Source organism: Amycolatopsis samaneae (assembly GCF_039541975.1).
Taxonomy (GTDB): domain Bacteria; phylum Actinomycetota; class Actinomycetes; order Mycobacteriales; family Pseudonocardiaceae; genus Amycolatopsis; species Amycolatopsis samaneae.
On sequence record NZ_BAABHG010000002.1, the window covers coordinates 276603 to 301882 of the forward strand.

Here is a 25280-nt window from a genome sequence, read left to right on the forward strand (position 1 = left end):
GTCACCTTTGTCCCACCGGCGCTCGCGCAGCCGGAACTCCGTCGGCGCACCGACCACGGCGACGCAACTTTCGAAAGTTCAAGGATAATTCGTAAGCTGATAGGATGCGGCATGGCCAAGAGCGGCGGCGCGACCCGCACCGACGGCATCCACCAGGCCTTGCGCGCCGACATCCTCGCCGCGCGGCTGATGCCGGGCGAACGGCTCAAGTTCCCGGACCTGGCCGAGCGCTACAAGGTGAGCGTCGGCGTCACCCGCGAGGCGCTGACGAGGCTGGTCGCCGAAGGGCTGGTGGTGGCCAGGCCGCATCAGGGCTACCTGGTCCGGCCACTGTCCCATCAGGACCTGGCCGAGCTGACGCAGGCACGGGTGGAGATCGAATCCCTGGTCCTGCGGCTGTCGGTGCGGGAAGGCGACCTGCGCTGGGAGGCCGACGCCGTTGCCGCGCACCATCTTCTGGAACGCGCTCCGTACCGTGACCCGGCCGATCCGGACCTTCTGGCCGACGAGTGGTCGCGGGCACACGCGGCCTTTCACCTCGCGCTGCTGGCCGGCTGCCGCAACCGGCGGCTGCTCGACACGGCACGGTCGTTGCGGCAGGAGGCCGAGCTGTACCGGCAGTGGTCGGTCTCCCTCGGCAACGAACCCGGCCGCGACGTCGCCGCCGAGCATCGAGCACTACTCGACGCCGCCGTCGCCCGCGACGCCGAGCAAGCGCGGAACCTGCTGCGCGACCACATCGCTCACACCGCCCAGCTGCTGATCAGCTGCGCACCCGATCACCCCAACCAGACCGGCGGAGAACAGGGCGGGCGGTGATGCGGGCCTGGGTCAGGAAGCTGAGCCCGCGTGGTGCGGTCGACCTCGCGCAGGCGGCGTGCCCTCGGCCGATCATCGAGGAGGCCATCGCACTCGTCGGGGAGGGTCCGGTGCGCTGGGCCATCGAACTGGGCGGCGAGGTCGCGGCGCAGATCCTCAAGGAGGTGCCCTCCCTCGGGGGCGGCGCCGGGGCCCGCGAACGGCTCCGCCGCGGCACCGAGGCGTCCGCCGTGCAGGTGCTGGCCGCCCTCGTCGGGCAGTCCGGGGAGCGCCCGCCGATCAGCGAGCCCACGGCGGAGGGGATGCGTGAGTACGTCCACCGGGCCATCCCGCTCGAGCAGGTGTTGCGCGGGCTGCGCATCGCGCACGCGCTGACGACCGAGGCGTTCCACCGTGCCTGCGCCGAGCTCCTCGATCCGGCCGCGGTGATCGAAGAACTCACGGCGGTCACGCAAGAACTCTTCGGCCGCATCGACAAGCTCACCGACGCGATGATCCGGGAATACCTCACGGAACACGCCGCGTGGAGCGTCAGCACGGCCGCCGCGCGCGCCGGTGCCGTTCGCGCACTGCTTTCCGACAGTCCGCCCGCGGACACCGAGCAGGCTTCACACGCCCTCGGGTACGACCTCGACCGCGCGCACGTGGCTGTCGTCCTGTGGTCGGACTCGCCCACCGCGAACCCCGCGCTGCAGACGGCCGCGACCGAGATGCTGCGCGCACAGGGCGCGACCGCGACGCTGGTGGTGCCGATGGCGCCCGGCCAGGTGTGGGCGTGGGGCGCCGTACGCGCGCCGATGGCCGGTCCGGCGGACGCCCGCGCGCTGGCGCCCGGCCTCCAGCCACAGCACGGGCTGCACGTGGGCATCGGCCTTCCCGCCAACGGTGTCGACGGTTTCCGCCGCTCGCACGCCGAAGCCTGCCGGGCGGAACGATTCGAACACCTGCGCCGCGAGGCCGGCCAACGCCCACGCGAGTCGACCGCGTACGCCGACGTCGCCGTCGCGGCGCTGCTGACCGCCGACCTGACCGCCGCCGGCGAACTCGTGCGCCGTGAACTCGGCGCGCTGGCCACGCGCACCGAGACGATGGCGATCCTCCGCACGACCCTGCGGCACTACCTCGACGCCGAGCGCAGCCTGGTGACCGTGGCCCAGCGCCTGCACATCGCGCGCGGCACCGTCACCTATCGCGTACGGCGCGCACAAGAAGTACTCGAACGCACGGTGGACGAACGCCCGCTCGCCCTGCGGACCGCCTTGGAGCTCGCCGAAGAACTGGGCGACGCGGTCCTGCGCTGAACGCGGCAAGACGGCCGCGCGCAATGTCGCGGCGCGATCTTGCGCTCGCAGGCCAAGAGACACCCGCCTTCCCCACGGTCTCATAGGTGAGGCCGGAGCACTTCCGGCGCCCCACGACCGGAAGGCCCAGCGATGATCGACCGAGACACCTTCGCCGACCTGGTGAGCGCACTGTGCTCGCCGGTCACCGTGGTGACCACGATGACCGGCGAGGGTCCCTACGGCAGCACCGTTTCCAGCTTCACCTCGCTGTCGAACGACCCGCCGCTGATGACCTTCGCCCTCTCCCGCACCTCCGGGCTGTTGAAGTACCTGCGGCCCGGCGCGCGGGTCGGGGCGAACGTCCTCGGCGCCGACCAGCGGGACCTCGCGTCCGCCTTCGCACACCGCAACCGCGGGCCGTGCGCGAAGTTCGCCGGGATCGACTGGCGGCCGCGCGGCGGGCTGCCGTACCTGCCCGAGTCCGCGGGCTGGACCGCCGGTCACGTGGAGCGCCACGTCGACGGCGGCGACCACGTACTGCTCGTCGTGCGGGTCGAAGAAGCCGAGTCGACCACGACCGCTCCCCTGATCTACGCGCGCCGGGTCTTCGGCACGCATTCCGCCCACGCCCTCGCCGGCTGACCCCGCATCACTACCCGAAAGCGAGAAACCATGAGCATCGCACTGGACGCACCGCACGTCACCGACAAAGCCCGCGAGCTGCGCGCCGACCTCGTCGAGCGCGCCACCAAACTGCGGCCGCTGATCGCCGGGAACGCCGACCGGACCGACCGCGAGCGCGACGTGCCCGCGGAGAACGTCGCCGCGCTGGCCGAAAGCGGCCTGCTCTCCCTGCTGCGGCCCGCTCGCCACGGCGGCCTGCAGACCGACTTCCGCACGCTGCTGGAAGTCAGCCGCGAGGTCGGCAGGGCCTGCGGCTCGACCTCCTGGGTCACCACGCTGCTCAACATCAACTCCTGGTTCGTCGGGCTCTTTCCCGCCCAGGCGCAGGACGACGTCTGGGGCGGCACCCCGCAGTCCCACATCGCCGGCGTCATCACCCCCTCCGGGACCGCGGAGGCGGCCGACGGTGGCTACCTTGTCAGCGGACGCTGGGCGCCCGCGTCCGGCAGCGCCCACGCGGACTGGGCGATGCTCGGTGTGAAGCGGCCGGACGCGGAAGGCACCACCGACGCCACCGGGCTGGTGCTCGTGCCGATGTCGGAGCTGACCGTCGAGGACACCTGGTTCGTCAGCGGGATGCGGGGAACCGCCTCGAACACACTGGTCGGCAAGGACATCTTCGTTCCCGCGCACCGCTTCCACTCCACGCCGGACGCGGTCGAAGGTCACTACGCCACCCCCTACACCGACGAAGCGCTCTACCGGTCGGCGTTCGTGCCTGCCGCCGCGCTCGTGCTGGCGGGACCCCAGCTGGGACTCGCCGAGGCCGCCGTCGAAATCCTGCGGGAGAAGGCGCCGCAGCGGTCGCTGACCCAGACGTTCTACGCCATCCAGGCCGAAGCCCCGATCATCCAGCAGGCCGCCGCGCAGGCCGCGTCCCTGGTCGACTCCGCCCTGCTGCACGCCTACCGCGCGGCGGCGGACATCGACGAGGCCGCGCACCACGGGATCCAGCCGGACTACGACGTCCGGGCCCGGATCCGGATGGACGCCGGGGTAGCCGCGGTGCACGCGCGGGAGGCGATCCGCCTGGTGTGCTCCGCGCAGGGTGCCTCGAGCTTCGGCGAATCGAACCCGCTGCAACGGATCTGGCGCGACAGCGAGACCGGGAGCCGGCACGCGGCGCTGCGCTCCGATGTCGCCTCGGACATCTACGGCAAGTCCCTCTTCGGTATCCGCGGCACGGTGACCGAATTCGTCTGAGCACCGCCCATCCCGGAGCGTTTCATGGGCTGATCGCCGCGCGATGCGGGGCCGCTCCCTCTTCCGGCCCCGCACCGCGCCGGCGCCTCAGCCCGCCGCGGGTACCGCGGCCGGGGCGCCGAACCAGGCGGACAGCGCGTCCGCCAGCCCGTCCGTGGTCACCCCGGCCGCCGCCCACGCGACGTAGCCGTCCGGGCGGACGAGCAGTCCCGCGAGGCCGGGGTGCGCGCCGGCGACCCGCACCCGGTCCTCGTAACCCCGTGCCACCGCACGGATTTCCGGCGCGTCGGCCAGCAGGACCGCCTCGCCCGCCGGCGCCGGGATCACCGGACCGGGCGCGAACCGGCCGACCGGTGACGGGGCTTCCGGCGCGTAGTCGATGTCCGTCCCGTTCGCCATCGCGATGAACCGGTCCAGCACCACCGGGATGGCCAGGGTCTCCCCCAGTACCTCGCGCAGCGCGTCGGTCTGCGGACCGGGACGCATCAGCGCGACCTGGGCCCGCGTGTTCCGCAGCACCCGGGCCCCGACCGGGTGCCGCTCGGCGTGGTAAGTGTCCAAAAGGGACTCGGGGGCGAGGCCGCGGACGACGAGGCCGAGCTTCCAGCCGAGGTTCATCGCGTCCTGGATTCCGAGGTTCAGTCCCTGGCCGCCGATCGGCGAGTGGACGTGCGCGGCGTCCCCGGCCAGCAGTATCCGGCCCTGCCGGTACGTCGCCGCCTGCCGGGTGTTGTCGCTGTAGCGGATCCCGGCCTCCACCCGCTTCACCGCGATGTCCCGCCCGGTGACCCGGCGGAGGCTGCCGCTCAGCTCCTCGGCGGTGAACGGGGCGTCCCGGTCGGCCGGTCCCCCGTCGAACTCGATGGTGGCGATCTCGCCCCGGACCAACGACAGGTTGACCAGCCCGCCGGGCGCCCGCAGGGACGAGGTGAGCGAATCGGGGTCGGCCAGCTCCGCGACCACCGTCCGGCCGGTCATCGTCGGTTCGGTCCCGGGGAACCCGATCCCGGCCCCGCGGCGCACGACGCTGCGGCCGCCGTCGCAGCCGACCAGGTACGCCGCGCGCTCGGTCCGGCCGTCGTCCGCCACGACGGTCACCGCGTCGTCCGCGGCGACGACGTCGGCCACGGTCCAGCCGTGCTCGATCCGCACTCCCAGCCCGCGAGCCCGCTCGGCGAGGATCCGTTCCAGCGTGTGCTGTTTCATCAGGTGGTTCGGCGTGGCCTCGCCCCCTTCGCCCGGGTCCTTGACCAGCGCCAGCCCGCCGAAGTGCCCCCGCGCCCTGCCCTCGCGGACCAGCCGCAGCAGCACCTCGGGCGTCTCACGGCCGCCCGGCAGCTCGCCCATCTCGGCGAACACCTCCTCCTGCGCCTCGGCCAGCGGTCCGAGCAGGTCACGCAGCGCCAGCGACTGCGTGCTGCGGCCGTTGACACCTCGCAGCCCGAAGCTGCGGGCGCGGCGCGCGGCGCCGTCCGGCGCGGCCTCCAGCACCAGCGGATCGGCCCCGGCCAGCTTCAGCTCGCTCGCCAGCAGCAATCCCACCGGACCGCCCCCGGCGACGATCACGTCCGCCATGATCCCTCCCGATATTTACGCCGTAAATTTACAACGTAAATACTCCGGACTAGACTCGGCGCTGTCAAGCAGCACATCGACCGAGGAGACCGACCGTGGCCCGACGAGAGCCGCTCAACAGGGAGAAAGTCCTGGACGCGGCACTGGCGCTCGCCGACAGCGAAGGCCTGGACGGGCTGACCATGCGCAAGCTCGCCAAGACGCTGGGCGTCGAGGCGATGGCGTTGTACAACCACGTCTCGAACAAGGCCGACATCCTCGACGGCATCGCGGAGCGGGTGATGGCCGACATCCCGAGCGCCGATCCCGCCCTGCCGTGGGCCGAACGGGTGCGGACGCTGGCGCTGGGCATGTACCGGGCCTATCGCGTCCATCCGGTGGTCCCGCTGGCCATGGTCTCCGATCAGGCGAACCCGGCCTCGCCGGCCGCGTTGCGCCCGGTCGAGGCCTTGGCGGGCGCGTTCGTCGAAGCCGGGTTCGACGACGACGGGCTCCGCTGGGCCGTCGGCGCGGTCAACAGCCTCGTGTTCGGCTCGCTGCTGCTGATCACCTCGGGCTTCGGCACCGCGCCACCCGGTCCGGAACAGCTGGAGCCGTTCGCCGGCGTCGACCCGGCGGAGCTCCCGCACTTCAGCAGGCTGCTCGGCGCGCTGCGGCGGCTCGACCCGGAGAAGGACTTCGAGCGGGCGCTGGACGTGCTGATCGCCGGACTGGAAGCCGCCGCGGCGGGGAAGTCCCCCGGCGGTTCCACGCGCCGGTGAACAGATCACCGAGCCTCTCCGAGGGGTGCCCTGCCCGGCAGGTCACGATCCGCTGGGAACCTTCTGGGAATGTTCTGGCAGGCGCGCGGACATCGGGGCAGGTACGGCGCCGCTGCCCGCGGCCGGTTCACAGTCCCCGGTCATCTCGGCCGGTCAAGGTCGGTCCCATGGGAACATCGGCTATCGAGGCACAGGGCCTCACCAAACACTTCCGGCACACGGTCGCGGTCGACGACCTCACGTTTTCCGTCGAGTCCGGCCGCGTCACCGGTTTTCTCGGGCCGAACGGCGCGGGCAAGACGACCACGATGCGCCTCATCCTCGGGCTGGACGCGCCGTCGTCGGGAAGCGCGACGGTGTTCGGCGACCGGTACGTCGACGTCGCCGAACCGTTGAGGACGGTCGGCGCGCTCCTGAACGCCAGGGCGGTCCACCCTTCCCGCACCGCCGCCGCGCATCTGCTGTGCCTCGCGCAGGCCGCCGGGATGTCCGCGCGCCGGGTCGACACCGTCCTCGGCATGGTCGGGCTGAGCGACGTCGCGGGCAAGAAGGCGGGAACCTTCTCGCTCGGGATGAGCCAGCGGCTCGGCATCGCGGCCGCGCTGCTGGGCGATCCACCGGTCCTGATCTTCGACGAACCGGTGAACGGCCTCGATCCCGAGGGAATCCGGTGGATCCGCACCCTCATGCGCGCACTGGCGGCCGAGGGCCGCACCGTGCTGGTGTCGAGTCACCTGATGAGCGAGATGGCACTGACCTCGGACCACCTGCTGGTCGTCGGCCGCGGCCGGCTCATCGCCGACAGCCCGATGACCGAGTTCATCGACCGCCACGACCGGCGGGTCGTGCGGGTCCGCACGGACCACGAACGGGCACTGATTCCTTTGCTCAGCGCGGAAGGCGCCCACGTTCAGTCCGAAAAGGACGGATCGCTGACCGTGACCGGACTGGAAAGCGGGCAGATCGGCGTGCTCGCCGCGTCCTGCCGGGCAGCGCTCGCCGAACTGACGCCGGTGCGCGGTTCTCTCGAAGACGTCTTCATGGACGTCACCCGCGACGTCGTGGATTACGGGGTTTCGTCATGAACGGCCTCATCCGATCCGAATGGACCAAGCTCCGGAGCCTGCGCTCGACCTGGCTCACCCTGGTGGGCACGGCGGTGCTCTGCGTCGGCCTCGGCACCCTCATAGCCCGCGGTCAGGCGAGCGCCCACGTCCGCGCCGCGCCCGCCGACCGCCCGGCGTTCGACCCGACCGCGCTGAGTTTGTCGGGCATCTTCCTGGCGCAGCTGACCATCGGGGTGCTGGGCGTGCTGGTGATGACCTCCGAGTACTCGACCGGCATGATCCAATCGAGTTTGACGGTGGTGCCCCGCCGAGGCAGGCTCTACGTGGCGAAGATCTGTTCTTTCGGTGCTTTCGCGCTGCTCTCGGGGCAGGTGATCGGTTTCGCTTCGTTCCTCCTCGGCCAAGCGCTCATCGCCGGTGCCGGCGCGCCGCACACCACCCTTGCCGATCCCGGGGTCTTCCGTGCGGTCGTGGGCAGCGGGCTCTACCTCGCCCTGCTCGGGCTGCTCGGGCTCGCGCTGGGCGCCATGGTCCGGGCCACCGCGGGCGCGCTCGCCCTGCTGGTGACGATCACCCTGCTGGTCCGGCTGGTCAGCGCGACCCTCCCGGCCACCTGGCAGCAGCGCGTCAACCAGTACTGGCCGACGTCGGCGGGCACCCGGATCACCACCGTGGTCCCGGATTCCCATTCGCTGGCGCCGTGGGCGGGCTTCGGCGTGCTCTGCGCGTTCACCGCGGCCTGCCTGCTCGGCGGCTTCGCGCTGCTCCGGGCACGGGACGTCTGATGCGGTCGCGCGTGCCCGCCGGGCTCGGGGCCGTACGGACATGAGGCTCCTGGTGGTCGAGGACGACCCGACGCTGCGCGACCTGCTCTCGGCGAGCCTGCGGTTCGCGGGATTCACCGTGTCGTCGGCGGGCTCGGGCGCCGAGGCGCTCGCCGCGGCGAAAGCCGACGTGCCGGACCTCGTGGTGCTGGACGTCATGCTGCCGGATCTCGACGGCTTCGAGGTGCTGCGCCGGCTCAGGACACGGGGCGCGCGGCTCCCGGTGCTGTTCCTGACGGCGAGGGACGCGGACGAAGACCTCATCGCGGGACTCACCGGCGGTGCGGACGACTACGTCACGAAGCCGTTCAAGCTCGAAGAGCTGATCGCCCGGATCCGGGCCATCCTGCGGCGTCGCGGGACCACCGGCGCGGTCGCCGGGCTGGAGCTGGACGCCGAGTCCCACAGCGTGGTGCGGGGCGGTACGACCGTCACCCTTTCGCCGACCGAGTTCACGTTGCTGAGCTACCTCGTCGAACACGCCGGTCAAGTGCTGTCGCGCGCGCAGATCCTGCGGCACGTGTGGAAGTACGAGTTCGGCGGCGACGCGAGCATCATCGACTCGTACATCAGCTACCTGCGGCGGAAGATCGACACCACGGAACCCCGGCTGATCCACACCGTACGCGGGGTGGGGTACGTACTGCGCGGGCCGAAATGAACCGCCTCTCGCTGCGCACCAGGATCGTGCTGATCATGATCACGCTGCTCGCCGCCGGGCTGACGGCGAGCGATCTCGTCGTCATCGTCGCGGTGCGCGGCCCGCTGATGGACCGGGTGGACTCGCAGCTGCGCCTGTTCAGCCTGGCCATGGCCCGGCTCCCCGAGCCGCTACGGCAGCCGACGCCCCAGCCGCTCACCGCGCCGGGTCAGGTGCTCGACCTGATCGACGAGTTCTACGTCGGCCTGCTCGACGAGCGCGGCACTGTGGTCCGGCTCGCGCGGCCGGGCGGGCCGGTCGCCGACGGCGGCCCCGAACTCGAACGGCTCGACACCGCCGCGGTCGCCGCCAGGGGCGGCCGTCCCTTCGACGACCGATCCGGACGCTGGCGCGCCGTCGTCGCGCCCCGCTCCCCCGGGCCGGGCAGTGTGGTGGTGGCGGCGACGACCGCCGTGGACTCCACCGTCGCCGGGGTCCGGCGGATCTGCCTGTTCGTCGGAATCGGCCTGCTGCTCGTTCTCGCGGCGGCGGGCTGGCTCTGGGTCCGGGCGGGACTGCGCCCGCTGCGCCGGATCGAGGAGACCGCGGCGGCCATCGCCGCGGGCGACCTGACGAGCCGGGTTCCCGAACTGGGCAGGCCGAACACCGAGGTGGGCAGCCTGGCGCGGTCGCTCAACGGCATGCTCCGGCAGGTCGAACTCGCCGTCGCCGCCCGCAGCGGCTCCGAAGCCCGCATGCGGCGTTTCGTCGCCGACGCCAGCCACGAGATGCGGACTCCCCTGGCGGGGATAAGCGGGTACGCCGAGTTGCACCGGATGGGCGCCCTTCCCGACGCCGAGGCCGTCGATACGACCTTCGCCCACATCGAGCGGGAATCCCAGCGCCTCGGCCACCTGGTGGAGGACCTGCTCCTGCTCGCCCAGCTCGACGAGAGCTCCCGGATGCTGCGGCTCGCCCCGCTCGACCTTCGTACGCTGGCCGTCGACGCGGTGCATGATCTGCGCGCACTCGACCCGGCCCGGGAGGTCGAAATGCTCGAATCCGGTGTCACACCGGTCCGGGGCGACGAAGCGCGGCTCCGGCAGGTGGTCAGCAATCTGATCGGGAACGTGGTCGCCCACACGCCCGCGGGCAGTCCGGTCGTGCTCTTCGCCGGCGCGGTGGGCGACAGGGCGGTGCTCGAGATCCGCGACCGAGGGCCGGGACTCACCCCCGAACAGGCGGCGCGGGTGTTCGAACGATTCTACCGCGCGGACGCCTCCCGGAGCAGGACGACCGGCGGGGCCGGGCTCGGGCTGTCCATCGCCTCCTCCATCGTCACCGCGCACCACGGCGTGCTGGAACTGGACTCGGTCCCCGGCGCGGGCGCCACGTTCCGCGTGTCCCTGCCCCGGTCACCCGGCGACACGACCTGAGCCGGGTGCCATACGCTGGCGCCATGGACAGCGTTCGCCTGATCGACGAATGGCCGGTCGAGGCCGCCGCGACCGCGGTCGTGGGCCCGGACGGCGCCGTGCTCGGCACGCACGGGGACACCGGGCGCCCGTTCCGGCTCGCGTCGGTCACCAAGCCGCTGACCGCCTACACCGCGCTGATCGCCATCGAGGAGGGCGTGTTCGAGCTGGACACCCCGGCCGGGCCCGAGGGCTCGACCGTGCGTCACCTGCTCGCACACACCTCCGGGCTCGCCTTCGACGCGCACAAAGCGATGGCCGGGCCGGGCACCCGGCGGCTGTATTCCAACGCCGGGTTCGAACAGCTCGCCGACGCGCTGGCCGAGCACTCGGGCATCCCGTTCGCGCGGTACCAGGCGGAGGCGTTGTTCGGCCCGCTCGGCCTGTCCGGCACCCGGCTCGACGGGTCCCCCGCGTCCGGCGCCGTGTCCACTGTGGACGACTTGGCCGCCTTCGCCGCGGAGCTGCAGGCACCGAAGCTGATCGACGCGGCGACCCTGCGCGAGGCGACGAACGTGGTGTTCCCCGGCCTTTCCGGTGTGCTGCCCGGATTCGGCCACCAGAAGCCGAACGACTGGGGACTCGGCTTCGAGATCCGCGACCACAAGAACCCGCACTGGACGGGATCGGCCAGCTCGCCCGCGACGTTCGGCCACTTCGGACAGTCCGGGACTTTCCTGTGGGTCGACCCGGACGCGCGCGCCGCCTGCGTCGCGCTCACCGACCGCGCCTTCGGCCCGTGGGCCGCCGAGGCGTGGCCCCGATACACCGACGCGGTGCTGGCGGAGCTGCGCGGCTGATGCGGGCCCGGCGCGGCGCGCTGGCCGCCGTCCTGCTGCTGGCCCTCACCGCGTGCGCCCCGGCCCCGGCCGACCCGCCGCCGTCCGGCCCGGTCGCCGGGCGGGCCGGGACGTCGCCGGCTCCCCCGCCGCTGGGCACCGGCGGCGCGGCCGTCCCCGAGCTGCGCTGGACACCGTGTCACGGATCGTTCCAGTGCGCGGGCGCCCCGGTGCCACTGAACTACCGCGAGCCGCACGGAAAGACGATCACGCTGTCGGTGATCAGGCTCCCGGCGAAGGATCCCGCACGGCGCGCCGGGTCGCTGTTCGTCAACTTCGGCGGGCCCGGCACGGACGGCGTCGGCGAGCTGACCCGGTTCGGCCCGCACTACCCCGAACACCTGCGGGACCGGTACGACCTGGTGAGCTTCGATCCCCGGGGCATCGGCGGCTCGGCCCCGGTCAGCTGCCCCGGTGCGGAGGAACCGAAGCTCGAGGGATCACCGCTGCGTCCCGAGCAGCGCGAAGCGTTCTACGCCGCCGGCGCCGCCGTGGGCAGGGCGTGCGCGGCCGGGTCGGGTGAACTGCTGAACCACCTTTCGACGGCCAACACGGCGCGGGACATGGACCTGCTGCGCCAGGCCGTCGGGGACAGGGAACTGAACTACTACGGCTATTCCTACGGCACGTATCTCGGTGGCACGTACGCGAACCTGTTCCCGGGCTCGGTGCGGTCGATGGTGCTCGACGGCACGCTCGATCTGGTCGCCAACGCGACCGGGAAGCCGGGTCAGGAGCACGCCCCGGTCGACGTGCGTGCCGACGTCGCCTCCGCGCAGCAGGAAGAACTCGAGCACTTCTTCGCCGTGTGCGCCGCGGCCGGGCCGAAATGCGCGTTCTCGCAAGGGGATCAGCGGCAGAAGTTCGCCGACATCTTCGCGAAGCTGAGCCAGGGGCCAGTCGGCGGCGTGACGCTGGCATCGCTGCTCCAGCAGATCGACAGCGCGTTGTACCTCTCACCGCGCTGGAAGGCGCTGGGGCAGACGCTGAACTCCCTCGCCGCGTCGTCGGCCGGGGCGGCGGCCGCGCATCCGCCGGTGCTGGACCCGTACGTCCCGGTGCACACCGGCGGATTCCTCGCCGTGCAGTGCGCCGACAGTGACAACCCGCGGCACCCGGCCGACTACGACAGGCTGGCCGCGAGCGAACAGGCGCGGCAGCCGTACTTCGGGCTCGCCGCGGTGTTCTCGCTGACGCAGTGTGTCGATTGGCCCGGCCACGACGCGGACCGCTACACCGGGCCGTGGAACCGGCCGAGGAAGAACCCGATCCTGGTGCTGAACAACCGGTTCGACCCGGCGACGCCGCTCGCCAACGCGCGAGCCACCGCGGCCCAGCTCGGCGACGGCCACGTGCTGGTGGTGGACGGCGCCGGGCACACCTCGCTGGACGTGCCCAGCACCTGCGCCTCCGCGGCGATTGGGCGCTACCTCGACGACCTCACCGTCCCCGCCGAGGGCACCACCTGCCCTCCGGACGCCCAGCCGTTCTAGAAAACCCGTACCTGGACGGTCGGCTCGCGTACCCAGAACGTCGGCTCGCGTACCTGGACGGTCGGCTCGCCAGCCGACCCTGTGGGTACGCGAGCCGACCCTGTGGGTACGCGAGTTCGCTATTCCATGACGCGGATCGGCTTGCCTGCCTGGTAGGCGGCGATGTCCTCGACCGCGTCGCGGTAGAAAACCTGGTAGACCTCGTGGGCGACGTAGCCGAGGTGCGGGGTCAGCACGGCGTTGTCGAGTGTCCTCAGTGGATGGCCGGACGGCAGCGGCTCGACGTCGTAGACGTCGAGCGCGGCCCCGGCGATCTCCTTGCGCCGCAAGGCGTCCACCAGTGCCGCCTCGTCCACGATCGGACCGCGTGAGGTGTTCACCAGCAGCGCGGTGGGCTTCATCGCGGCCAGTTCGGCCGCGCCGACGAGACCCCGGCTGCGGTCGCCGAGCACCAGGTGGACCGACAGGACGTCGGCGCGGGCGAACAGTTCCTCCTTCGAGACCGCGGTGACGCCGTGTTCCGCCGCCTTCTCGGGCGTCAGGTTCTGGCTCCAGGCAATGGTTTCCATCCCGAACGCCTGGCCGATCCGCGCCGCGCCCGCCCCGAGCCTGCCGAGCCCGAGCAGGCCGAGCGTCCGGCCGTGCAGGGTGATCCCGACCGTGCGCTGCCAGCCGCCCTCGCGCATGGACCGGAACTCGGCGGGCAGATTGCGCGCCGCGGCGAGGATGAGCGCCCAGGTGTGCTCGGCCGTGGACAGGCCCGAGTAGCCGGTGGCGCAGACGACGACGCCGTTGCGGCGGGCGGCGGGCACGTCGATGGCGGCGTTGCGCGTCCCGGTGCTCACCAGCAGCTTCAGGTCCGGCAGCCGGTCGAGGACCGCGGCGGGGAACCGGGTGCGCTCACGCATCGCGACGACCGCCTCGAACCCGGCGAGCCGCGCGACGACCTCGTCGGCGTCCGCGAACGGTTCGGTGAACACCTGGACGTCGGCGTTCAGGGAGTCCCAGTCGCCGTAGTCCAGCGCCACGTTCTGGTAGTCGTCGAGGATCGCGATCTTCATACCGGTCACCATACGTGGCGAGGGCTTTCCCCGCGTGACACGCGGGGAAAGCCCCTCGACCTCACGCCGGGGCCACGGCCCGGAAGTAGAGGAACCGGGGTTTCGTGCGCAGGTTCGCCGCCGCGCGCGGGTTCACCTCGTCCGTCTCGGGCAGCGGCGCTGGCTCGGCGAGCCGGTCGACGGCGAACCCGGCGTCGCGGACCGCGTCGAACGTCCAGCTCAGCGGGCGCCGGTAGTACCGCACCTTGTGCTCGTGGTCCCCCAGCGGGAACTCGTCCTCCAGCAGTTCCAGCCGGAAGTAGTCCTCCCTGCCGAACCACCGCCAGTCCTCGCCGGGGTGATGCACCGAGAACACCAGTACGCCGCCGGGCCGCAGCATCCGCCGGAACCCGGCGAGCGCGGGGTCCCAGTCCCGGAGGTAGTGCAACATGAGCGACGCGGTGACCAGGTCGATCGATCCATCCTCCACAAAGGACAGTGGCCGGGTGAGGTCGGCGTGTTCGAAGCGCGCGACGTCGCCGAAGTGCTTGCGCGCCACGGTGATCATGCCTTCGCTGGCGTCGACGCCGAGGACGTCGGCACCCCGCTCGGCCAGCATCGCGCTCAGGTGCCCGGCGGCGCAGCCCGCGTCGAGCACGCGTTTCCCCGCGACGTCACCGGCGAGGTCGAGGATCGCGGGCCGGTCGTAGAGCGTGTTGTAGACGTGCTTGCCCGAATGCTCGGCGTAGGCCTCGCTGAAGCCGTCGTACTGCGCGGCGCGGGCGCGTTCGATGATCTCGTCGATCACCGGGGTCTTGGCGTCGGCGTAGTTCTGGATGTACTTCCACTCCCGCGCGGCCAGCTCCCGCTTCGTGCGTTCGTAGCGCGCCAGTTCCCCCGGATGGGAGCGCAGCCGTTCGCGGAAGAGCCGGTAACGCTCGGTCTGGCCGTTGCCCGGCGAGTACACGTGCAGGTTGACATTGGTGTCCGGGCCCTTGAAGCACCGGTGTTTCTCCCAGTCCGGCTCACGGATGTTCAGCCGGTACCCCGCCGCCTCCAGATCCGGGACGTAGGCGTCTTCGTCGTCGGAGTCCGGGACTTCGAGCAGGATGTCGATGATCGGCTTGGCGCACAGGCCGGGTACCGACGTCGAGCCGACGTGTTCGAGCACCAGGATCCGGTCGCCGAGCGCGGCGCGGATCCGCTCGGCCTCGCGTTCGTAGAGCTTCGGCCATTCCGGGTCGTACTCGGCCAGGGTGACCCGCGAATTCAGCACGGGTGGCTCCCCCACCCAAGCGGACGCGATGTCGTTTTCGGTGTAGTCGGAGCTGTCCGGTTTGGGCATTTCCCCTCAGTGTCCTTCCCTGCAAGAGGTTCAAGGCAGTCCACCAGAATATCAGCCGATGGCTTGGGGGAAGGGGATTTCAGGAGATCGGCAGCGGCAGGATGCCCCCGGTCGCCACGCGCAGAGCCTCACGCATGGCTTCCCGGGGCGCGGGCAGTCCGGTGAACTGCTCGGCCTGCCCGAAAGCCTGATGCAGCAGCATGTCCAGCCCGGTCGCGAGCCGCCCGCCCCGGGCGCCGACGGCCTCGGCGAGCGGGGTCGGCCACGGGTGGTAGATGACGTCCAGGACGCAGCCGATGCCCGCGAGCCGCTCGACGTGGGGCAGCACCGCGTCCGGCGGGACGGTGTTCACCAGCACCGCCGCCGTGGCCAGTTCCGCGAAGTCCACTTCGGACCAGCGCAGCACCTCGACGTCCAGCGCGGCCCGCTTCGCCGCGTCGACGGTCTCCACGGCGCGCGCGGGCTCCCGCACGACGAGCCGCACCTGCCGCACGCCTAGGTCCGCCAGCCCGACCACCGCCGCCGCCGCGGTGCCACCCGCGCCGAGCACGACGGCGACGTCCCCGGTTGACGGCGTGTACCCGCCCGCGGCGCGCAGCGCGCCGGTCACGCCCTCGACGTCGGTACAGTCCGCCCGCCAGCCGCCCCCGGCACGGCGCACCAGGGTGTTGGCCGCGCCGACGGCCGCCGCGCGCGGCGTCACCTCGTCCGCGTACTCCAGCGCCGCGCGCTTGCCCGGCATGGTGACCGAGCACCCGGCCCACTCCGGGCCGAGGCCGTTGACGAGGCCGGGCAGTTCCTCGGCGCCGGCCTCGATCCGCTCGTAGGTCCAGCCGTCGAGGCCGAGCGCGTGGAAGGCGGCCTCATGCAGCACCGGCGACAGCGAGTGCCCGATCGGCCTGCCCAGCACCCCTGCCTTGCGCGGCCCTGGCTCAGCCGACACCGCGAGCATCCGCGTCGTGCTTGTTCTTCTTGTGGTCCTCGTAGGTCACCGCGAAACAGGACTGGCCGTTCTTCTCGCACTTGACGAAGAATAGCCAGTCACCGGGCGGCGGGTTGAGCGCCGCCTGGATGGCGTCCTTGCTGGACACCGCGATCGGCGTCGGCGGCAGCCCGGTGTTGAGATAGCTGTTGTACGGGCCCGGCTTGGCCCGGTCCGCGTCGCTGGTCCACAGGGTCGGCTTGTCGAGCGGGTAGTTGATCGTCGAGTCCATCTCCAGCTTCATGCCCTTGTCGAGCCGGTTGTAGATGACGCGGGAGATCTTGCCGAAGTCGCTGGTGATCGCCTCGCGCTCGATGATCGACGCGATGATCAGGGTCTCGTACGGGGTCTTCCCGGGACCGGCGTGCTGGGCGGTCAGCCCGGCACCGGCGATCGCCGTCGCCGAGTCCTTGACCAGCTTGGTGACGATGTCGAGCGCGGGCGAACCGGGCTTGACGTCGTACACGCCGGGGGCGATGAGCCCCTCCAGCCGCTTGTCCTTGTGCTCGGCCTTCGACGCGGGTGCCACCGCCCAGTCCGGCACGCCCAGCGCCTTCAGATCGGCGTTCTCGACCGTCTTGCGCAGTTCGTCGGTGCTGATGCAGGTGCTCTTGCCGTTGAGGTTCGCGCAGGAAGCCTTGGACAGCAAGGAAAACACCCCGGGGGTGACCTTGCCGTCTGGCTGCGTGATGTCGTCGAACTGGGTGTAGGGCTTGAGTTCCAGCTCGCCGACGCGCGCCTGCGGGGACACGATCTGATCGACCGCGCTCGCCCCGGACATGCGCTGCTTCAGCACGTAGTAGCCGTGCTGGATCTTGGCCAGTGCCTGATTGTCCTTGCCTGCCTTGACGAACGCCCGCCCGCTCGCCACGACGCCCGCGTCGGCGAGCCGGGCGCCGATCGCCGAGGTCGAATCGCCGTCCTCGACCTGGACGAGGACGTCACCGGTGCCCGAACCCTCGAAGTCCTCGTAGCCGAACAGGGCCTGGTAGCCGTACCAGGCACCGCCGGCGAGCGCCACGAGCACCGCGAGGGCGGCGATCCAGCCGAACGCCCGCTTGCCCCGGCGTTTCTTCGGCTCGGGCTCCTCGTCCTCGTACTCGCCGTCTTCGTACTCGTCTTCGTATTCCTGGTCGTACTCGTCGTCGTACCCGTACTCGTCGAAGAACTCGTCTTCGGCGGGTGCCTCCCCGGGCTCCGGCCGCGAGTCGCGTTTCGGGGGCTCGGGCTCGTCCGGCACGAACGGGATGATGTCGGTGGGCCGCTCGTCCCGGACCGGCCGCGGCCGCCGGGGTGGCTCGGGCGGGACCCGGGGCGGTGGTTCGGCGGGCGTACCGGCGGCACGGTCGGGCGGGCCCGAAGGCCGGTCCGGCGGGCCGACGGGCCGATCCGGTGGGCCTGCCGCACGGTCGGGCGGGCCGACGGGGCGATCCACCGGGCTCGCGGGACGATCGGGCGGACCAACCGGACGTTCCGGCGGACCCGCGGCCCGATCCGGCGGCGGCACCCGGCGGGGTGGCTGCGCGGGCGTGTCGGCCATGCGGCGAGGCCGCGGCGGAGGCGGCCCGTCCGGCTCGTCGCGATACCGGGAACGGGGGGCGCGACGGACGGGGGGCTCGTCGGCGGGTGGCGCGTGGTCCTCGGCCGGAGTCCCGTAATCCCCGGGCGCGTAGTCCTCCGGTTCGGCACGGCGCCGCCGCCCGGACGGGCGAGGCCCGGCCGGGGTGTCCGGGGGCACCGCGCGGCGGCGCGGCGGCGGGCCGTCGAACCCGGGCTGCTCCTCCGGGGGCTGGGCACGCCGGTGGTGCCGGGGCGGAAGTTCACTCGGCTGGGTGGACCGGGCGGGGCGGCCCGGCGCGGGCCGGGGCTCCGGGTTCCGGTGCGGGGGTGTCTCGGGCGCGGGTTCGCGCAGCCGTCGACGTCCTCCTCTACGTTCGGAACCGCCGGGCGGCTCGGTCATGACTCGCCCTCCCGAGCGTGCTGTGCGGCCGCGGCGTCGAGCCACGCCTGCAGGATTTCCACGGCGGCGGCCTGGTCGACCACCGCGCGCTGCTTGCGTCCCTTCACCCCACGCGCCGAAAGGATACGCGTCGCCGTCACCGTCGTCAGTCGCTCGTCGGCGAGCCGGACGGGGACCGGAGCGATCCGTGCGGCGAGCGCGTCGGCGTAGTCGAGCGCGATGGCGGCGGCCGAGCCGTGCCGGTTGGCCAGCGTCCTCGGCAGGCCCACGATCACCTCGACGACCTCGTGCTCGGTGACGAGGGCGGCAAGCTGGTCCAGATCACTGTCGTCGTTCGCATCGCGGGACAGGGTAACGAGCGGGCTCGCGAGGATCGGGGAGGGATCGCTGAGCGCGACTCCCACCCGGACAGACCCGACATCGACCCCGAGACGCCTGCCCCGGCCCGGATCGTCCACACCGGGACGATCCGGGCCGCGCTGCTTACCCAAGGGCGGCGATCGCCGCGCGCAGGGCCGTGACGGCCTCTCCGGCGCCGGCCGGGTTGGTGCCGCCGCCCTGCGCCATGTCCGGCTTGCCGCCGCCGCGGCCGCCGATCGCCGGGGCGAACGAGGGCACGAGCTTGCCCGCGGCGATGCCCTTGTCCCTGGCCGCCGACGTCGTCGCGACCACGAAGCTGACCTTCTCCCCCGCCGGCGCGAACAACGCGACGACGCCGGGGCGCGTGCCGAGCCTGCCGCGGACCTCCGAGGCGAGCGCGCGCAGGCCGTTCGCGTCCACGCCCTCGGGCACGACCTCCGCGACCACGGCGACGCCGCCCACGTCCTGTGCCTTGTCCGCGAGCGCGCCCGCCGAGCCGAGCACCTGCTGCGTGCGCAGCTGCTCGATCTCCTTCTCGGCGTTCTTGAGCCTGCTCAGCACGTCCTCGATGCGCGAGGGCAACTGGTCCGAGGGCACCTTGAAGGTGTTCGCCAGCTGCGAAACCAGCAGCTGTTCCTTGCGGACGTAGCGCAGCGCGTCCGCGCCGACCAGCGCCTCGACGCGGTGCACGCCGGAACCGATCGACGAGTCGGCCACCAGCTTGACCAGGCCGAGCTGGCCGATGCGGCCCACGTGCGTGCCACCGCACAGCTCACGCGAGTACTCGCCCATGTCGACCACGCGGACGTCGTTGCCGTACTTCTCGCCGAACAGCGCGACCGCGCCGAGTTCGAGGGCCTTGTCCTTGGTGGTGACGTAGGTCTGGACCTCGACGTCGTTGACCAGGTAGTCGTTGACCTCCTGCTCGACCTCGGTCAGCACGTCGGCGGAGACCGAGCCGGGGGTGGTGAAGTCGAAGCGCATCCGGCCCGGCGAGTTCAGCGAGCCGGCCTGCGCCGCGCGCTTGCCGTAGGCGCCGCGCACGGCCGCGTGCACCAGGTGCGTCGCGGAGTGGGACCGTTCGATGGACAGCCTGCGGTGCGAGTCGACCGACCCGGTCAGCCCGGTGCCGACGCCGACCTCGCCCTCGGTGACCTCGACGCGGTGCACGAACAGGCCGGGCACGATCTTCTGCACGTCGAGGACCTTGAGCTCGACGCCGTCGCCGACCAGCACTCCGGTGTCGGCGACCTGGCCACCGCTCTCCGCGTAGAACGGGGTCCGGTCGAGCACCAGCTCGGCCTTCTTGCCCGCGCCGACACTGGTCACCGGCTGCCCGTCCGCCAGCAGCGCGACGACCTTCGCGTCGGCCTGCAGATCGGTGTAGCCGAGGAACTGGGTCTCGCCGTGCTGCTCCAGGACCTTGCGGTACTCCGAGAGGTCGCCGTGGCCGCTCTTGCGCGAGGCCGCGTCCGCCTTCGCCCGCTGCCGCTGCTCGTTCATGAGCGAGCGGAAGCCCTCTTCGTCGACGGACAGGCCCTGCTCGGCCGCCATCTCCAGGGTCAGGTCGATCGGGAAGCCGTAGGTGTCGTGCAGCTGGAAAGCCTTGTCCCCGGCCAAAATCTCGCCGCCGGAGCGCTTGGTCTCCTCGGCCGCGAGATCGAAGATGCGCGAACCACTGGTCAGCGTCGAGAGGAACGCCTCCTCCTCGACCCGCACGACCTCTTCGATACGGCCGAAGTCCGCGACCAGCTCGGGGTAGGTCGGGCCCATGGTGTCGCGGACGACCCCGGCGAAGGCGGGCAGCACCGGCTCGTGCACGCCGAGCAGGCGCGCGGAGCGGATGATGCGGCGCAGCAGACGGCGCAGCACGTAGCCGCGGCCGTCGTTGCCGGGGGTGACGCCGTCGCCGATGAGCAGCACGCCGGTGCGGGCGTGGTCGGCGATGACGCGGAAACGGACGTCGTCGGTGTGGTCGGAGCCGTAGCGGCGGCCGGAGAACTCCTCGGCGCGGCCGATCACCGGGCGCACGAGGTCGGTTTCGTAGACGTTCTCGACGCCCTGCAGGATCGTCGCGACACGCTCGACGCCCATGCCGGTGTCGATGTTCTTCTTCGGCAGCTCGCCGATCGGCTTGTGCCCGTGCTTGGGGCTCTGCTCGCCGCGGACGTCCTGCATGAACACGAGATTCCAGATCTCGATGTAGCGATCCTCGTCCGCGACCGGGCCGCCCTCGCGGCCGTAGTCCGGGCCACGGTCGTAGTAGATCTCCGAGCAGGGGCCGCCGGGACCGGGCACGCCCATGTCCCAGTAGTTGTCCTTGCCGTCGCGGGCCTGGATGCGCTCACCGGGCAGGCCGGTGATCTTGCGCCACAGCCCGGCCGCCTCGGCGTCGTCCTCGTAGACGGTCGCCCAGATCCGCTCCGGGTCGAGACCGAAGCCGCCGTCGGCCTGGGACTTCGTGATCAGCTCCCAGGCGTTCTCGATCGCGCCTTCCTTGAAGTAGTCGCCGAAGGAGAAGTTCCCGGCCATCTGGAAGAACGTGTTGTGCCGGGTGGTCTTGCCGACCTCGTCGATGTCCGGGGTACGGACGCACTTCTGGACGCTGGTCGCGCGCGGGTACGGCGGCGGGGCCTCGCCGAGGAAGTACGGCTTGAACTGCACCATGCCCGCGTTGACGAACAGCAGGTTCGGATCGTCGAGGATCAGCGGGGCGCTGGGCACCCGGGTGTGGCCCTTGTGCTCGAAATGGCGCAGGAAACGATCGGTGATTTCGTGTGTGTCCACGGGTCAGTCCTTGTGCAGAGGCTCGGGTACGCGTCCTGGTATCCGGCCGGGTACGGGGAACGACGGCGGCGGCGAAGGGCTCGGGTCGCGGGCGCGGCCCGCTCAGCCCTCCGCCCGGCGAGCTCGCCGGGCAGGGCGACCGGCGGCGGCGTGCCTGCCGCCCGCCACCGGCGCGGAGTAGCCGGTCCGTTCCTCGACCATGTCGTGCAGCTCCTGTTCCCGCTCGTTCATCCCGGCGCGCACCTCGGCGCCGAACGAACCGACGGCGCCGGCCAGCTCACGCACGGCGTCGCCCAGGTTCGATGCTAACCCCGCCGGGGTGGCCTGGCGAGCCGTTTCGGTGGCCTTGCGCGAGAGCGCGACCCCGGCGACGACGCCGAGGCCGAGCCAGAACAGGCGCCTCATTTGCGCCCCCTCCGCCGTGCCGGGCGCAGGGCCTTCTCTTCCTTCTTCTTCCGGCGCGCCTTGACGGCCTTGGTGATGCCGTAGGACAGCGCGGCGGTCTTCACCAGCGGACTGCCGAGCGTCGCGGTGAACACCGAGGACAGCGCCGAGACGTTGCCGCTGACCGCCTGCGCGTTCGCGGTGATGCCGTCGACCCGTTCGAGCTGGGTGTTGACGTGCGTGATCGTCTCGTTGGCGCCGAGCAGCAGCGGATCGGTGTTCTCGTGCGCCTTGCGGATCGCGATGGTGGCCTCGTCCAGCGTGCGGCCGAGCTTGAGCAGCGGGATCGCCAGCAGCAATACCAGCAGTACGAAAGCTCCTGCGGCGATGAGCGCGGCGAGCTGCCCTGCCGACACGGGCCCTCCTCGGGGTTGCACGGTCTGTGGTGCCGTGAGGTTACCGCCTGGACGAGGTCACCCTGCCCGCGCCCCGCCGCACGGTCACACAGCGCAGCCGGACCGCCCCGTCACGCGAGATCTCCCGCCGATCACGCCGCATCTCCCCCGGCACACGTGAGACCTCCTGTTCCGCTCCGCGCCGTGCCGGGAGACCCGCGTGTGCCGGTGGACATCTCACGTGTTTGCGCGGAGATCTCGCGTGATCAGACGGAGATCTCGCGTGCTCAGTCGCGGACCACGGCGCGATAGAGGGCGGCCATGTCCTCGCCGCCGTGCCCGGCGGCGAGGGTGATCTCCAGGTGCGCCAGTGTCGCCCGCGCGCCGCCGAGGTCGACGGCGTCGCCGCCCGCCTCGAGCACCAGCCGCGCGTCCTTCGCGGCGAGGCTCGCCGGGAACGACGCCGGGTACTCCCCCGCCAGCATCGCGCCGCCCTTCACGTGCGCGTAGCCGACGTCGAGCCCGCCGCCCTTGATCGTCTCCAGGAACAACGTCGGGTCGAGGCCGAGCGCGCGGGCCAGGCCGAGGCTTTCCGCGGTCGCGTTGGTCAGCGCGAGCACCCAGGCGTTCGCGACGAGCTTCAGCTTGGTGCCGGATCCGACCGGGCCGACCCAGATCGTGCGCGAGCCGATGGTGTCGAACACCGGCGCGGCGCGTTCGGCAAGCGCTTCCGGCCCGGAGGCCAGCACGACGAGCTGGCCCTTTTCGGCGGGCTGCTTGGTGCCGAGCACCGGGGCGTCGACGAAGGCCGCTCCGCTCTTCTCCGCGTCCTCGGCGAGCCGGGTGGTCCAGTCGACGCCGACCGTGCTGGTCTGCAGCCACAACGTGCCGGGCGCGACGGCCGCCGCCGCGAACGCCTCGGCCACCGCCGGGCCGTCGGCGAGCATGGTGACCAGGACGTCGGCGCCCTTGGCCGCCTCGTCGGGGGTGTCCACGACCCGCGCGCCGTGCGCACCCAACGGTTCGGCTTTGGCACGCGTGCGGTTCCACACGCGGAGGTCGTGTCCGGCGCGGACGAGGTTGGCGGCCATCGCGTGGCCCATGATCCCGGTGCCGAGGAAGCCGATCGTCGTCATGTACTCCATGGTGCCGAACGAGGTGACTCCGCGCAGCCGATCGAGCACGGTTCGGCCCGGTCGTCCGGCGGGGTCGTCCGCCCCACGCGCAATAGCGACTTCCGGTTCTTGTGCCGTTCACCTTGCTCCGCAAGGGTTCCGGCATGCCTGAACTGTCCCGCCGCCGGGTACTCGGCGTCACCGGAGCGGCCCTCGCCGGTTCCCTGCTTCCCCCGTCCGTCCACGCGGCCATGGCCGAGCCGATGCGCCGGGGCGGGCTCGACGCGGTCGAGCACGTCGTGGTCCTCATGCAGGAGAACCGGTCGTTCGACCACTACTACGGGACGCTCCGGGGCATCCGCGGCTTCGGCGACACGCATCCGCTGGAGCTGCCCGGCGGCCGCTCGGTGTTCGAGCAGCCGAACCCCGCCGGGGGCACCGTGCTGCCGTTCTCGCTGCGCAAGGAGGCCGAGCGCGAGGGTCGCGGCGCCGCGGACATCCAGTACCTCGGCGACCTCGACCACAGCTGGAACGGCACCGGCAGGGCGTGGGCGCGCGGGTGGAACAACGGCTGGATCGCCGCCAAGAGCGCCGCGACGATGACCTACTACGACCGCGCCGACATCGCGCTCCAGTACGAACTGGCCGACACGTTCACCCTGTGCGACGCCTACCACTGTTCGATCTTCGGCTCGACCAATCCGAACCGGAACTTCCTGTGGACCGGCACCGTCGGCTTCGAGCCGGGCGGCACCGACCGCGCGGTGACGAACGCGGCCTACTCCTACGACCACGCCGGGTACGACTGGACGACCTATCCCGAGCGGCTCGAAGCGGCCAAGGTCTCCTGGCGGATCTACCAGGAATGGGACAACTTCACCGATAACCCGGTCGAGTACTTCAAACCGTTCAAGAAGATCGGCACGAAGATCCTCGCCTCCGTTTCGCAGAAGTTCCGTACCACCGAGGAGTTCTACGACACCGTCGCCAAGAAGGACGAGGCCGAGCGGAAGAAGCTGCTGGCCGAGTTCGCCGCCGGGGTCGCCAAGCTGAGCCCGGCCGAGCGGAGCCTGTTCGAGCGGGCGATGTACCGCAGCGAGCCGAAGACGCTGGTGTCCCGCCTGCGCTCGGACATCAAAGCGCGCAAGCTGCCCCGCGTGAGCTGGCTGGTGCCCTCGGCCGCCGACTCCGAGCATCCCGGCGCGTCCACCCCGGCCGGGTCCGCGAACCTCATCTACGACGTGCTCGACGCGCTCGCGTCCGATCACGACACCTGGTCGAAGACCGTGCTGCTGGTCAACTTCGACGAGAACGACGGCTACTTCGACCACGTCCCGCCGCCGGTCCCGCCCGGCGGCGCGGCGAACGACGCCGACCACTTCGGCGGCCAGCCGCTCGGCTTCGGGCCACGCGTGCCGATGACCGTCGTCTCGCCGTGGACGATCGGCGGCTTCGTCGACTCGACGGTCTACGACCACACCTCGGTGCTGCGGCTGCTGGAGCGCTGGACCGGCGTCGCCGAGCCGAACATCAGCGCGTGGCGGCGGACCGTCGCCGGGGACCTGACCGGCGCGTTCGACTTCGGCCGCGCGGGACGGCCGCCCCGGCTCACGCACCCGGGCCCGGTGCCCGCGCCGATCGACCGCTGGCACCCGAAGGCCCCGGCGAAGCAGGAGCCGCCTGCCGTCGAGCCCGGTACCCGTCCCGCCCGCGCGCTGCCCTACCAGGCCACCGTGTCCGGCGCGCTCGACGCGTCCGGGAAACTCGCGCTGCGGCTGGAGAACAGCGGGCGGGCCTCGGCGCACTTCGCGATCTACCCGTACGCGGGCGAACTCCCCGAACCCGGGCACCGCGACGTGCGCGGGACGGCGACGGAGACGCTGTCGTGGACCGGCGACGCCTACCGCGTCGTCGTGCAGGGCCCGAACCGGGGCTGGTGGGAACTGCGCGGCAGCCGCACCGGCCCGGCGTCCGGGGTGGACGTCCGGACCCGGACACGGACCTGGCGCTCCGGCGTCGAGTTCACGCTGGCGAACTCGGGTGCCTCGGCGGTCACGCTGCGGCTGACCTCGGGCAACGGCGGCCCGACGCGGATCGTGCGGGTGCCGGCCGGGCGGCGGGTCACCGTGGACTGGCCGAGCACGCACGGCTGGTACGACCTGAAGGTCACCGCCGAGGGCGACCCCGCCTTCCTGCGCACGCTGACCGGCCGCGTCGAGGACGGCCGCCCCGGCGTCACCCCGTGATCC

The 25280-nt window shown here is 71.9% G+C and carries 22 protein-coding genes; 12 read left to right on the plus strand and 10 right to left on the minus strand.

All coding sequences use genetic code 11. The annotated features are described in order from the left end of the window. Positions 1–111 precede the first annotated feature (111 nt). The 4 genes from ABD987_RS04515 (at position 112) to ABD987_RS04530 (ending at position 3989) form a co-directional block, all read left to right on the plus strand. On the plus strand, positions 112–819 hold the full coding sequence (locus ABD987_RS04515; protein ID WP_345387205.1) for a GntR family transcriptional regulator: 708 nt from the start codon (positions 112–114) through the stop codon (positions 817–819). Next, positions 819–2120, plus strand: a complete 1302-nt coding sequence (locus tag ABD987_RS04520) for a PucR family transcriptional regulator (RefSeq protein ID WP_345387209.1) — start codon at positions 819–821, stop codon at positions 2118–2120. Before ABD987_RS04515 ends, ABD987_RS04520 begins: the two co-directional genes overlap by 1 nt. Before the next feature lie 132 nt (positions 2121–2252). Further along, positions 2253–2744, plus strand: a complete 492-nt coding sequence (locus ABD987_RS04525; protein ID WP_345387211.1) for a flavin reductase family protein — start codon at positions 2253–2255, stop codon at positions 2742–2744. Positions 2745–2774: 30 nt separating this feature from the next. Continuing rightward, positions 2775–3989, plus strand: a complete 1215-nt coding sequence (locus ABD987_RS04530) for an acyl-CoA dehydrogenase family protein (protein ID WP_345387213.1) — start codon at positions 2775–2777, stop codon at positions 3987–3989. Positions 3990–4076: 87 nt separating this feature from the next. Here the strand turns inward: ABD987_RS04530 and ABD987_RS04535 are convergent, their stop codons facing one another. Beyond that, complete coding sequence (locus ABD987_RS04535; RefSeq protein ID WP_345387215.1) at positions 4077–5564, minus strand: FAD-dependent monooxygenase; 1488 nt, start codon at positions 5562–5564, stop codon at positions 4077–4079. A gap of 95 nt (positions 5565–5659) precedes the next feature. On the opposite strand from ABD987_RS04535, the gene ABD987_RS04540 reads away from it, so the two are divergent. From ABD987_RS04540 to ABD987_RS04570, 7 genes are all read left to right on the plus strand, one after another. Further along, on the plus strand, positions 5660–6325 hold the full coding sequence (locus ABD987_RS04540) for a TetR/AcrR family transcriptional regulator C-terminal domain-containing protein (protein ID WP_345387217.1): 666 nt from the start codon (positions 5660–5662) through the stop codon (positions 6323–6325). 167 nt (positions 6326–6492) lie between these two features. Continuing rightward, positions 6493–7410 (plus strand): ABC transporter ATP-binding protein, encoded by a 918-nt coding sequence (locus tag ABD987_RS04545; RefSeq protein WP_345387219.1) that lies wholly within the window; start codon positions 6493–6495, stop codon positions 7408–7410. Continuing rightward, positions 7407–8177 carry an ABC transporter permease gene (locus ABD987_RS04550; RefSeq protein ID WP_345387221.1) on the plus strand — a complete coding sequence of 257 codons (771 nt, stop codon included), beginning with the start codon at positions 7407–7409 and terminating at the stop codon, positions 8175–8177. The genes ABD987_RS04545 and ABD987_RS04550 overlap by 4 nt, the downstream gene beginning before the upstream one ends. 40 nt (positions 8178–8217) lie before the next feature. Next, positions 8218–8877, plus strand: coding sequence for a response regulator transcription factor (locus tag ABD987_RS04555; protein WP_345387223.1), 660 nt, complete (start codon positions 8218–8220; stop codon positions 8875–8877). Continuing rightward, positions 8874–10292, plus strand: a complete 1419-nt coding sequence (locus ABD987_RS04560) for a sensor histidine kinase (protein WP_345387225.1) — start codon at positions 8874–8876, stop codon at positions 10290–10292. Before ABD987_RS04555 ends, ABD987_RS04560 begins: the two co-directional genes overlap by 4 nt. A 23-nt stretch (positions 10293–10315) precedes the next feature. Beyond that, on the plus strand, positions 10316–11131 hold the full coding sequence (locus tag ABD987_RS04565) for a serine hydrolase domain-containing protein (protein WP_345387227.1): 816 nt from the start codon (positions 10316–10318) through the stop codon (positions 11129–11131). Then, complete coding sequence (locus tag ABD987_RS04570; protein WP_345387229.1) at positions 11131–12663, plus strand: alpha/beta hydrolase; 1533 nt, start codon at positions 11131–11133, stop codon at positions 12661–12663. The genes ABD987_RS04565 and ABD987_RS04570 overlap by 1 nt, the downstream gene beginning before the upstream one ends. Before the next feature lie 119 nt (positions 12664–12782). Here the strand turns inward: ABD987_RS04570 and ABD987_RS04575 are convergent, their stop codons facing one another. The 9 genes from ABD987_RS04575 to ABD987_RS04615 form a co-directional block, all read right to left on the minus strand. Then, complete coding sequence (locus ABD987_RS04575; RefSeq protein WP_345387231.1) at positions 12783–13724, minus strand: D-2-hydroxyacid dehydrogenase family protein; 942 nt, start codon at positions 13722–13724, stop codon at positions 12783–12785. Positions 13725–13785: 61 nt separating this feature from the next. Continuing rightward, positions 13786–15048 (minus strand): GrpB family protein, encoded by a 1263-nt coding sequence (locus ABD987_RS04580; RefSeq protein ID WP_345387233.1) that lies wholly within the window; start codon positions 15046–15048, stop codon positions 13786–13788. Positions 15049–15127: 79 nt separating this feature from the next. Beyond that, entirely contained in the window at positions 15128–16000 is an 873-nt protein-coding gene (locus ABD987_RS04585) for a shikimate dehydrogenase (RefSeq protein WP_345387235.1), read from the minus strand. Further along, on the minus strand, positions 15981–17990 hold the full coding sequence (gene mltG / locus ABD987_RS04590) for an endolytic transglycosylase MltG (protein WP_345387237.1): 2010 nt from the start codon (positions 17988–17990) through the stop codon (positions 15981–15983). Before mltG ends, ABD987_RS04585 begins: the two co-directional genes overlap by 20 nt. After that, a complete protein-coding gene (ruvX, locus tag ABD987_RS04595) occupies positions 17987–18448 on the minus strand; it encodes a Holliday junction resolvase RuvX (RefSeq protein WP_378214345.1) in 462 nt (153 codons plus the stop codon). The genes mltG and ruvX overlap by 4 nt, the downstream gene beginning before the upstream one ends. Before the next feature lie 25 nt (positions 18449–18473). Beyond that, positions 18474–21137, minus strand: a complete 2664-nt coding sequence (alaS, locus tag ABD987_RS04600; protein ID WP_345387241.1) for an alanine--tRNA ligase — start codon at positions 21135–21137, stop codon at positions 18474–18476. A gap of 102 nt (positions 21138–21239) precedes the next feature. Further along, positions 21240–21542, minus strand: a complete 303-nt coding sequence (locus ABD987_RS04605) for a hypothetical protein (protein ID WP_345387243.1) — start codon at positions 21540–21542, stop codon at positions 21240–21242. Further along, positions 21539–21937, minus strand: coding sequence for a DUF948 domain-containing protein (locus tag ABD987_RS04610; RefSeq protein ID WP_345387245.1), 399 nt, complete (start codon positions 21935–21937; stop codon positions 21539–21541). Before ABD987_RS04610 ends, ABD987_RS04605 begins: the two co-directional genes overlap by 4 nt. A 266-nt stretch (positions 21938–22203) precedes the next feature. Continuing rightward, on the minus strand, positions 22204–23052 hold the full coding sequence (locus ABD987_RS04615; protein WP_345387247.1) for an NAD(P)-dependent oxidoreductase: 849 nt from the start codon (positions 23050–23052) through the stop codon (positions 22204–22206). A 143-nt stretch (positions 23053–23195) separates the two neighbouring features. On the opposite strand from ABD987_RS04615, the gene ABD987_RS04620 reads away from it, so the two are divergent. After that, on the plus strand, positions 23196–25277 hold the full coding sequence (locus ABD987_RS04620) for a phosphocholine-specific phospholipase C (RefSeq protein ID WP_345387249.1): 2082 nt from the start codon (positions 23196–23198) through the stop codon (positions 25275–25277). Positions 25278–25280 lie beyond the last annotated feature (3 nt).

Excerpts from the sequence above, each read along its gene's own strand:
- ABD987_RS04550 (WP_345387221.1), top strand. The coding sequence starts at position 7,407 with ATGAACGGCCTCATCCGATCCGAATGGACCAAGCTCCGGAGCCTGCGC.
- ABD987_RS04580 (WP_345387233.1), bottom strand. The coding sequence starts at position 15,048 with ATGCCCAAACCGGACAGCTCCGACTACACCGAAAACGACATCGCGTCC.
- ABD987_RS04620 (WP_345387249.1), top strand. The coding sequence starts at position 23,196 with ATGCCTGAACTGTCCCGCCGCCGGGTACTCGGCGTCACCGGAGCGGCC.
- ABD987_RS04560 (WP_345387225.1), top strand. The coding sequence starts at position 8,874 with ATGAACCGCCTCTCGCTGCGCACCAGGATCGTGCTGATCATGATCACG.
- ABD987_RS04545 (WP_345387219.1), top strand. The coding sequence starts at position 6,493 with ATGGGAACATCGGCTATCGAGGCACAGGGCCTCACCAAACACTTCCGG.
- ABD987_RS04525 (WP_345387211.1), top strand. The coding sequence starts at position 2,253 with ATGATCGACCGAGACACCTTCGCCGACCTGGTGAGCGCACTGTGCTCG.
- mltG (WP_345387237.1), bottom strand. The coding sequence starts at position 17,990 with ATGACCGAGCCGCCCGGCGGTTCCGAACGTAGAGGAGGACGTCGACGG.
- ABD987_RS04555 (WP_345387223.1), top strand. The coding sequence starts at position 8,218 with ATGAGGCTCCTGGTGGTCGAGGACGACCCGACGCTGCGCGACCTGCTC.
- ABD987_RS04520 (WP_345387209.1), top strand. The coding sequence starts at position 819 with ATGCGGGCCTGGGTCAGGAAGCTGAGCCCGCGTGGTGCGGTCGACCTC.
- ABD987_RS04615 (WP_345387247.1), bottom strand. The coding sequence starts at position 23,052 with ATGACGACGATCGGCTTCCTCGGCACCGGGATCATGGGCCACGCGATG.
- ABD987_RS04535 (WP_345387215.1), bottom strand. The coding sequence starts at position 5,564 with ATGGCGGACGTGATCGTCGCCGGGGGCGGTCCGGTGGGATTGCTGCTG.
- ABD987_RS04575 (WP_345387231.1), bottom strand. The coding sequence starts at position 13,724 with ATGAAGATCGCGATCCTCGACGACTACCAGAACGTGGCGCTGGACTAC.
- ABD987_RS04515 (WP_345387205.1), top strand. The coding sequence starts at position 112 with ATGGCCAAGAGCGGCGGCGCGACCCGCACCGACGGCATCCACCAGGCC.
- ABD987_RS04605 (WP_345387243.1), bottom strand. The coding sequence starts at position 21,542 with ATGAGGCGCCTGTTCTGGCTCGGCCTCGGCGTCGTCGCCGGGGTCGCG.
- ABD987_RS04570 (WP_345387229.1), top strand. The coding sequence starts at position 11,131 with ATGCGGGCCCGGCGCGGCGCGCTGGCCGCCGTCCTGCTGCTGGCCCTC.
- ABD987_RS04585 (WP_345387235.1), bottom strand. The coding sequence starts at position 16,000 with ATGCTCGCGGTGTCGGCTGAGCCAGGGCCGCGCAAGGCAGGGGTGCTG.
- ABD987_RS04530 (WP_345387213.1), top strand. The coding sequence starts at position 2,775 with ATGAGCATCGCACTGGACGCACCGCACGTCACCGACAAAGCCCGCGAG.
- ABD987_RS04565 (WP_345387227.1), top strand. The coding sequence starts at position 10,316 with ATGGACAGCGTTCGCCTGATCGACGAATGGCCGGTCGAGGCCGCCGCG.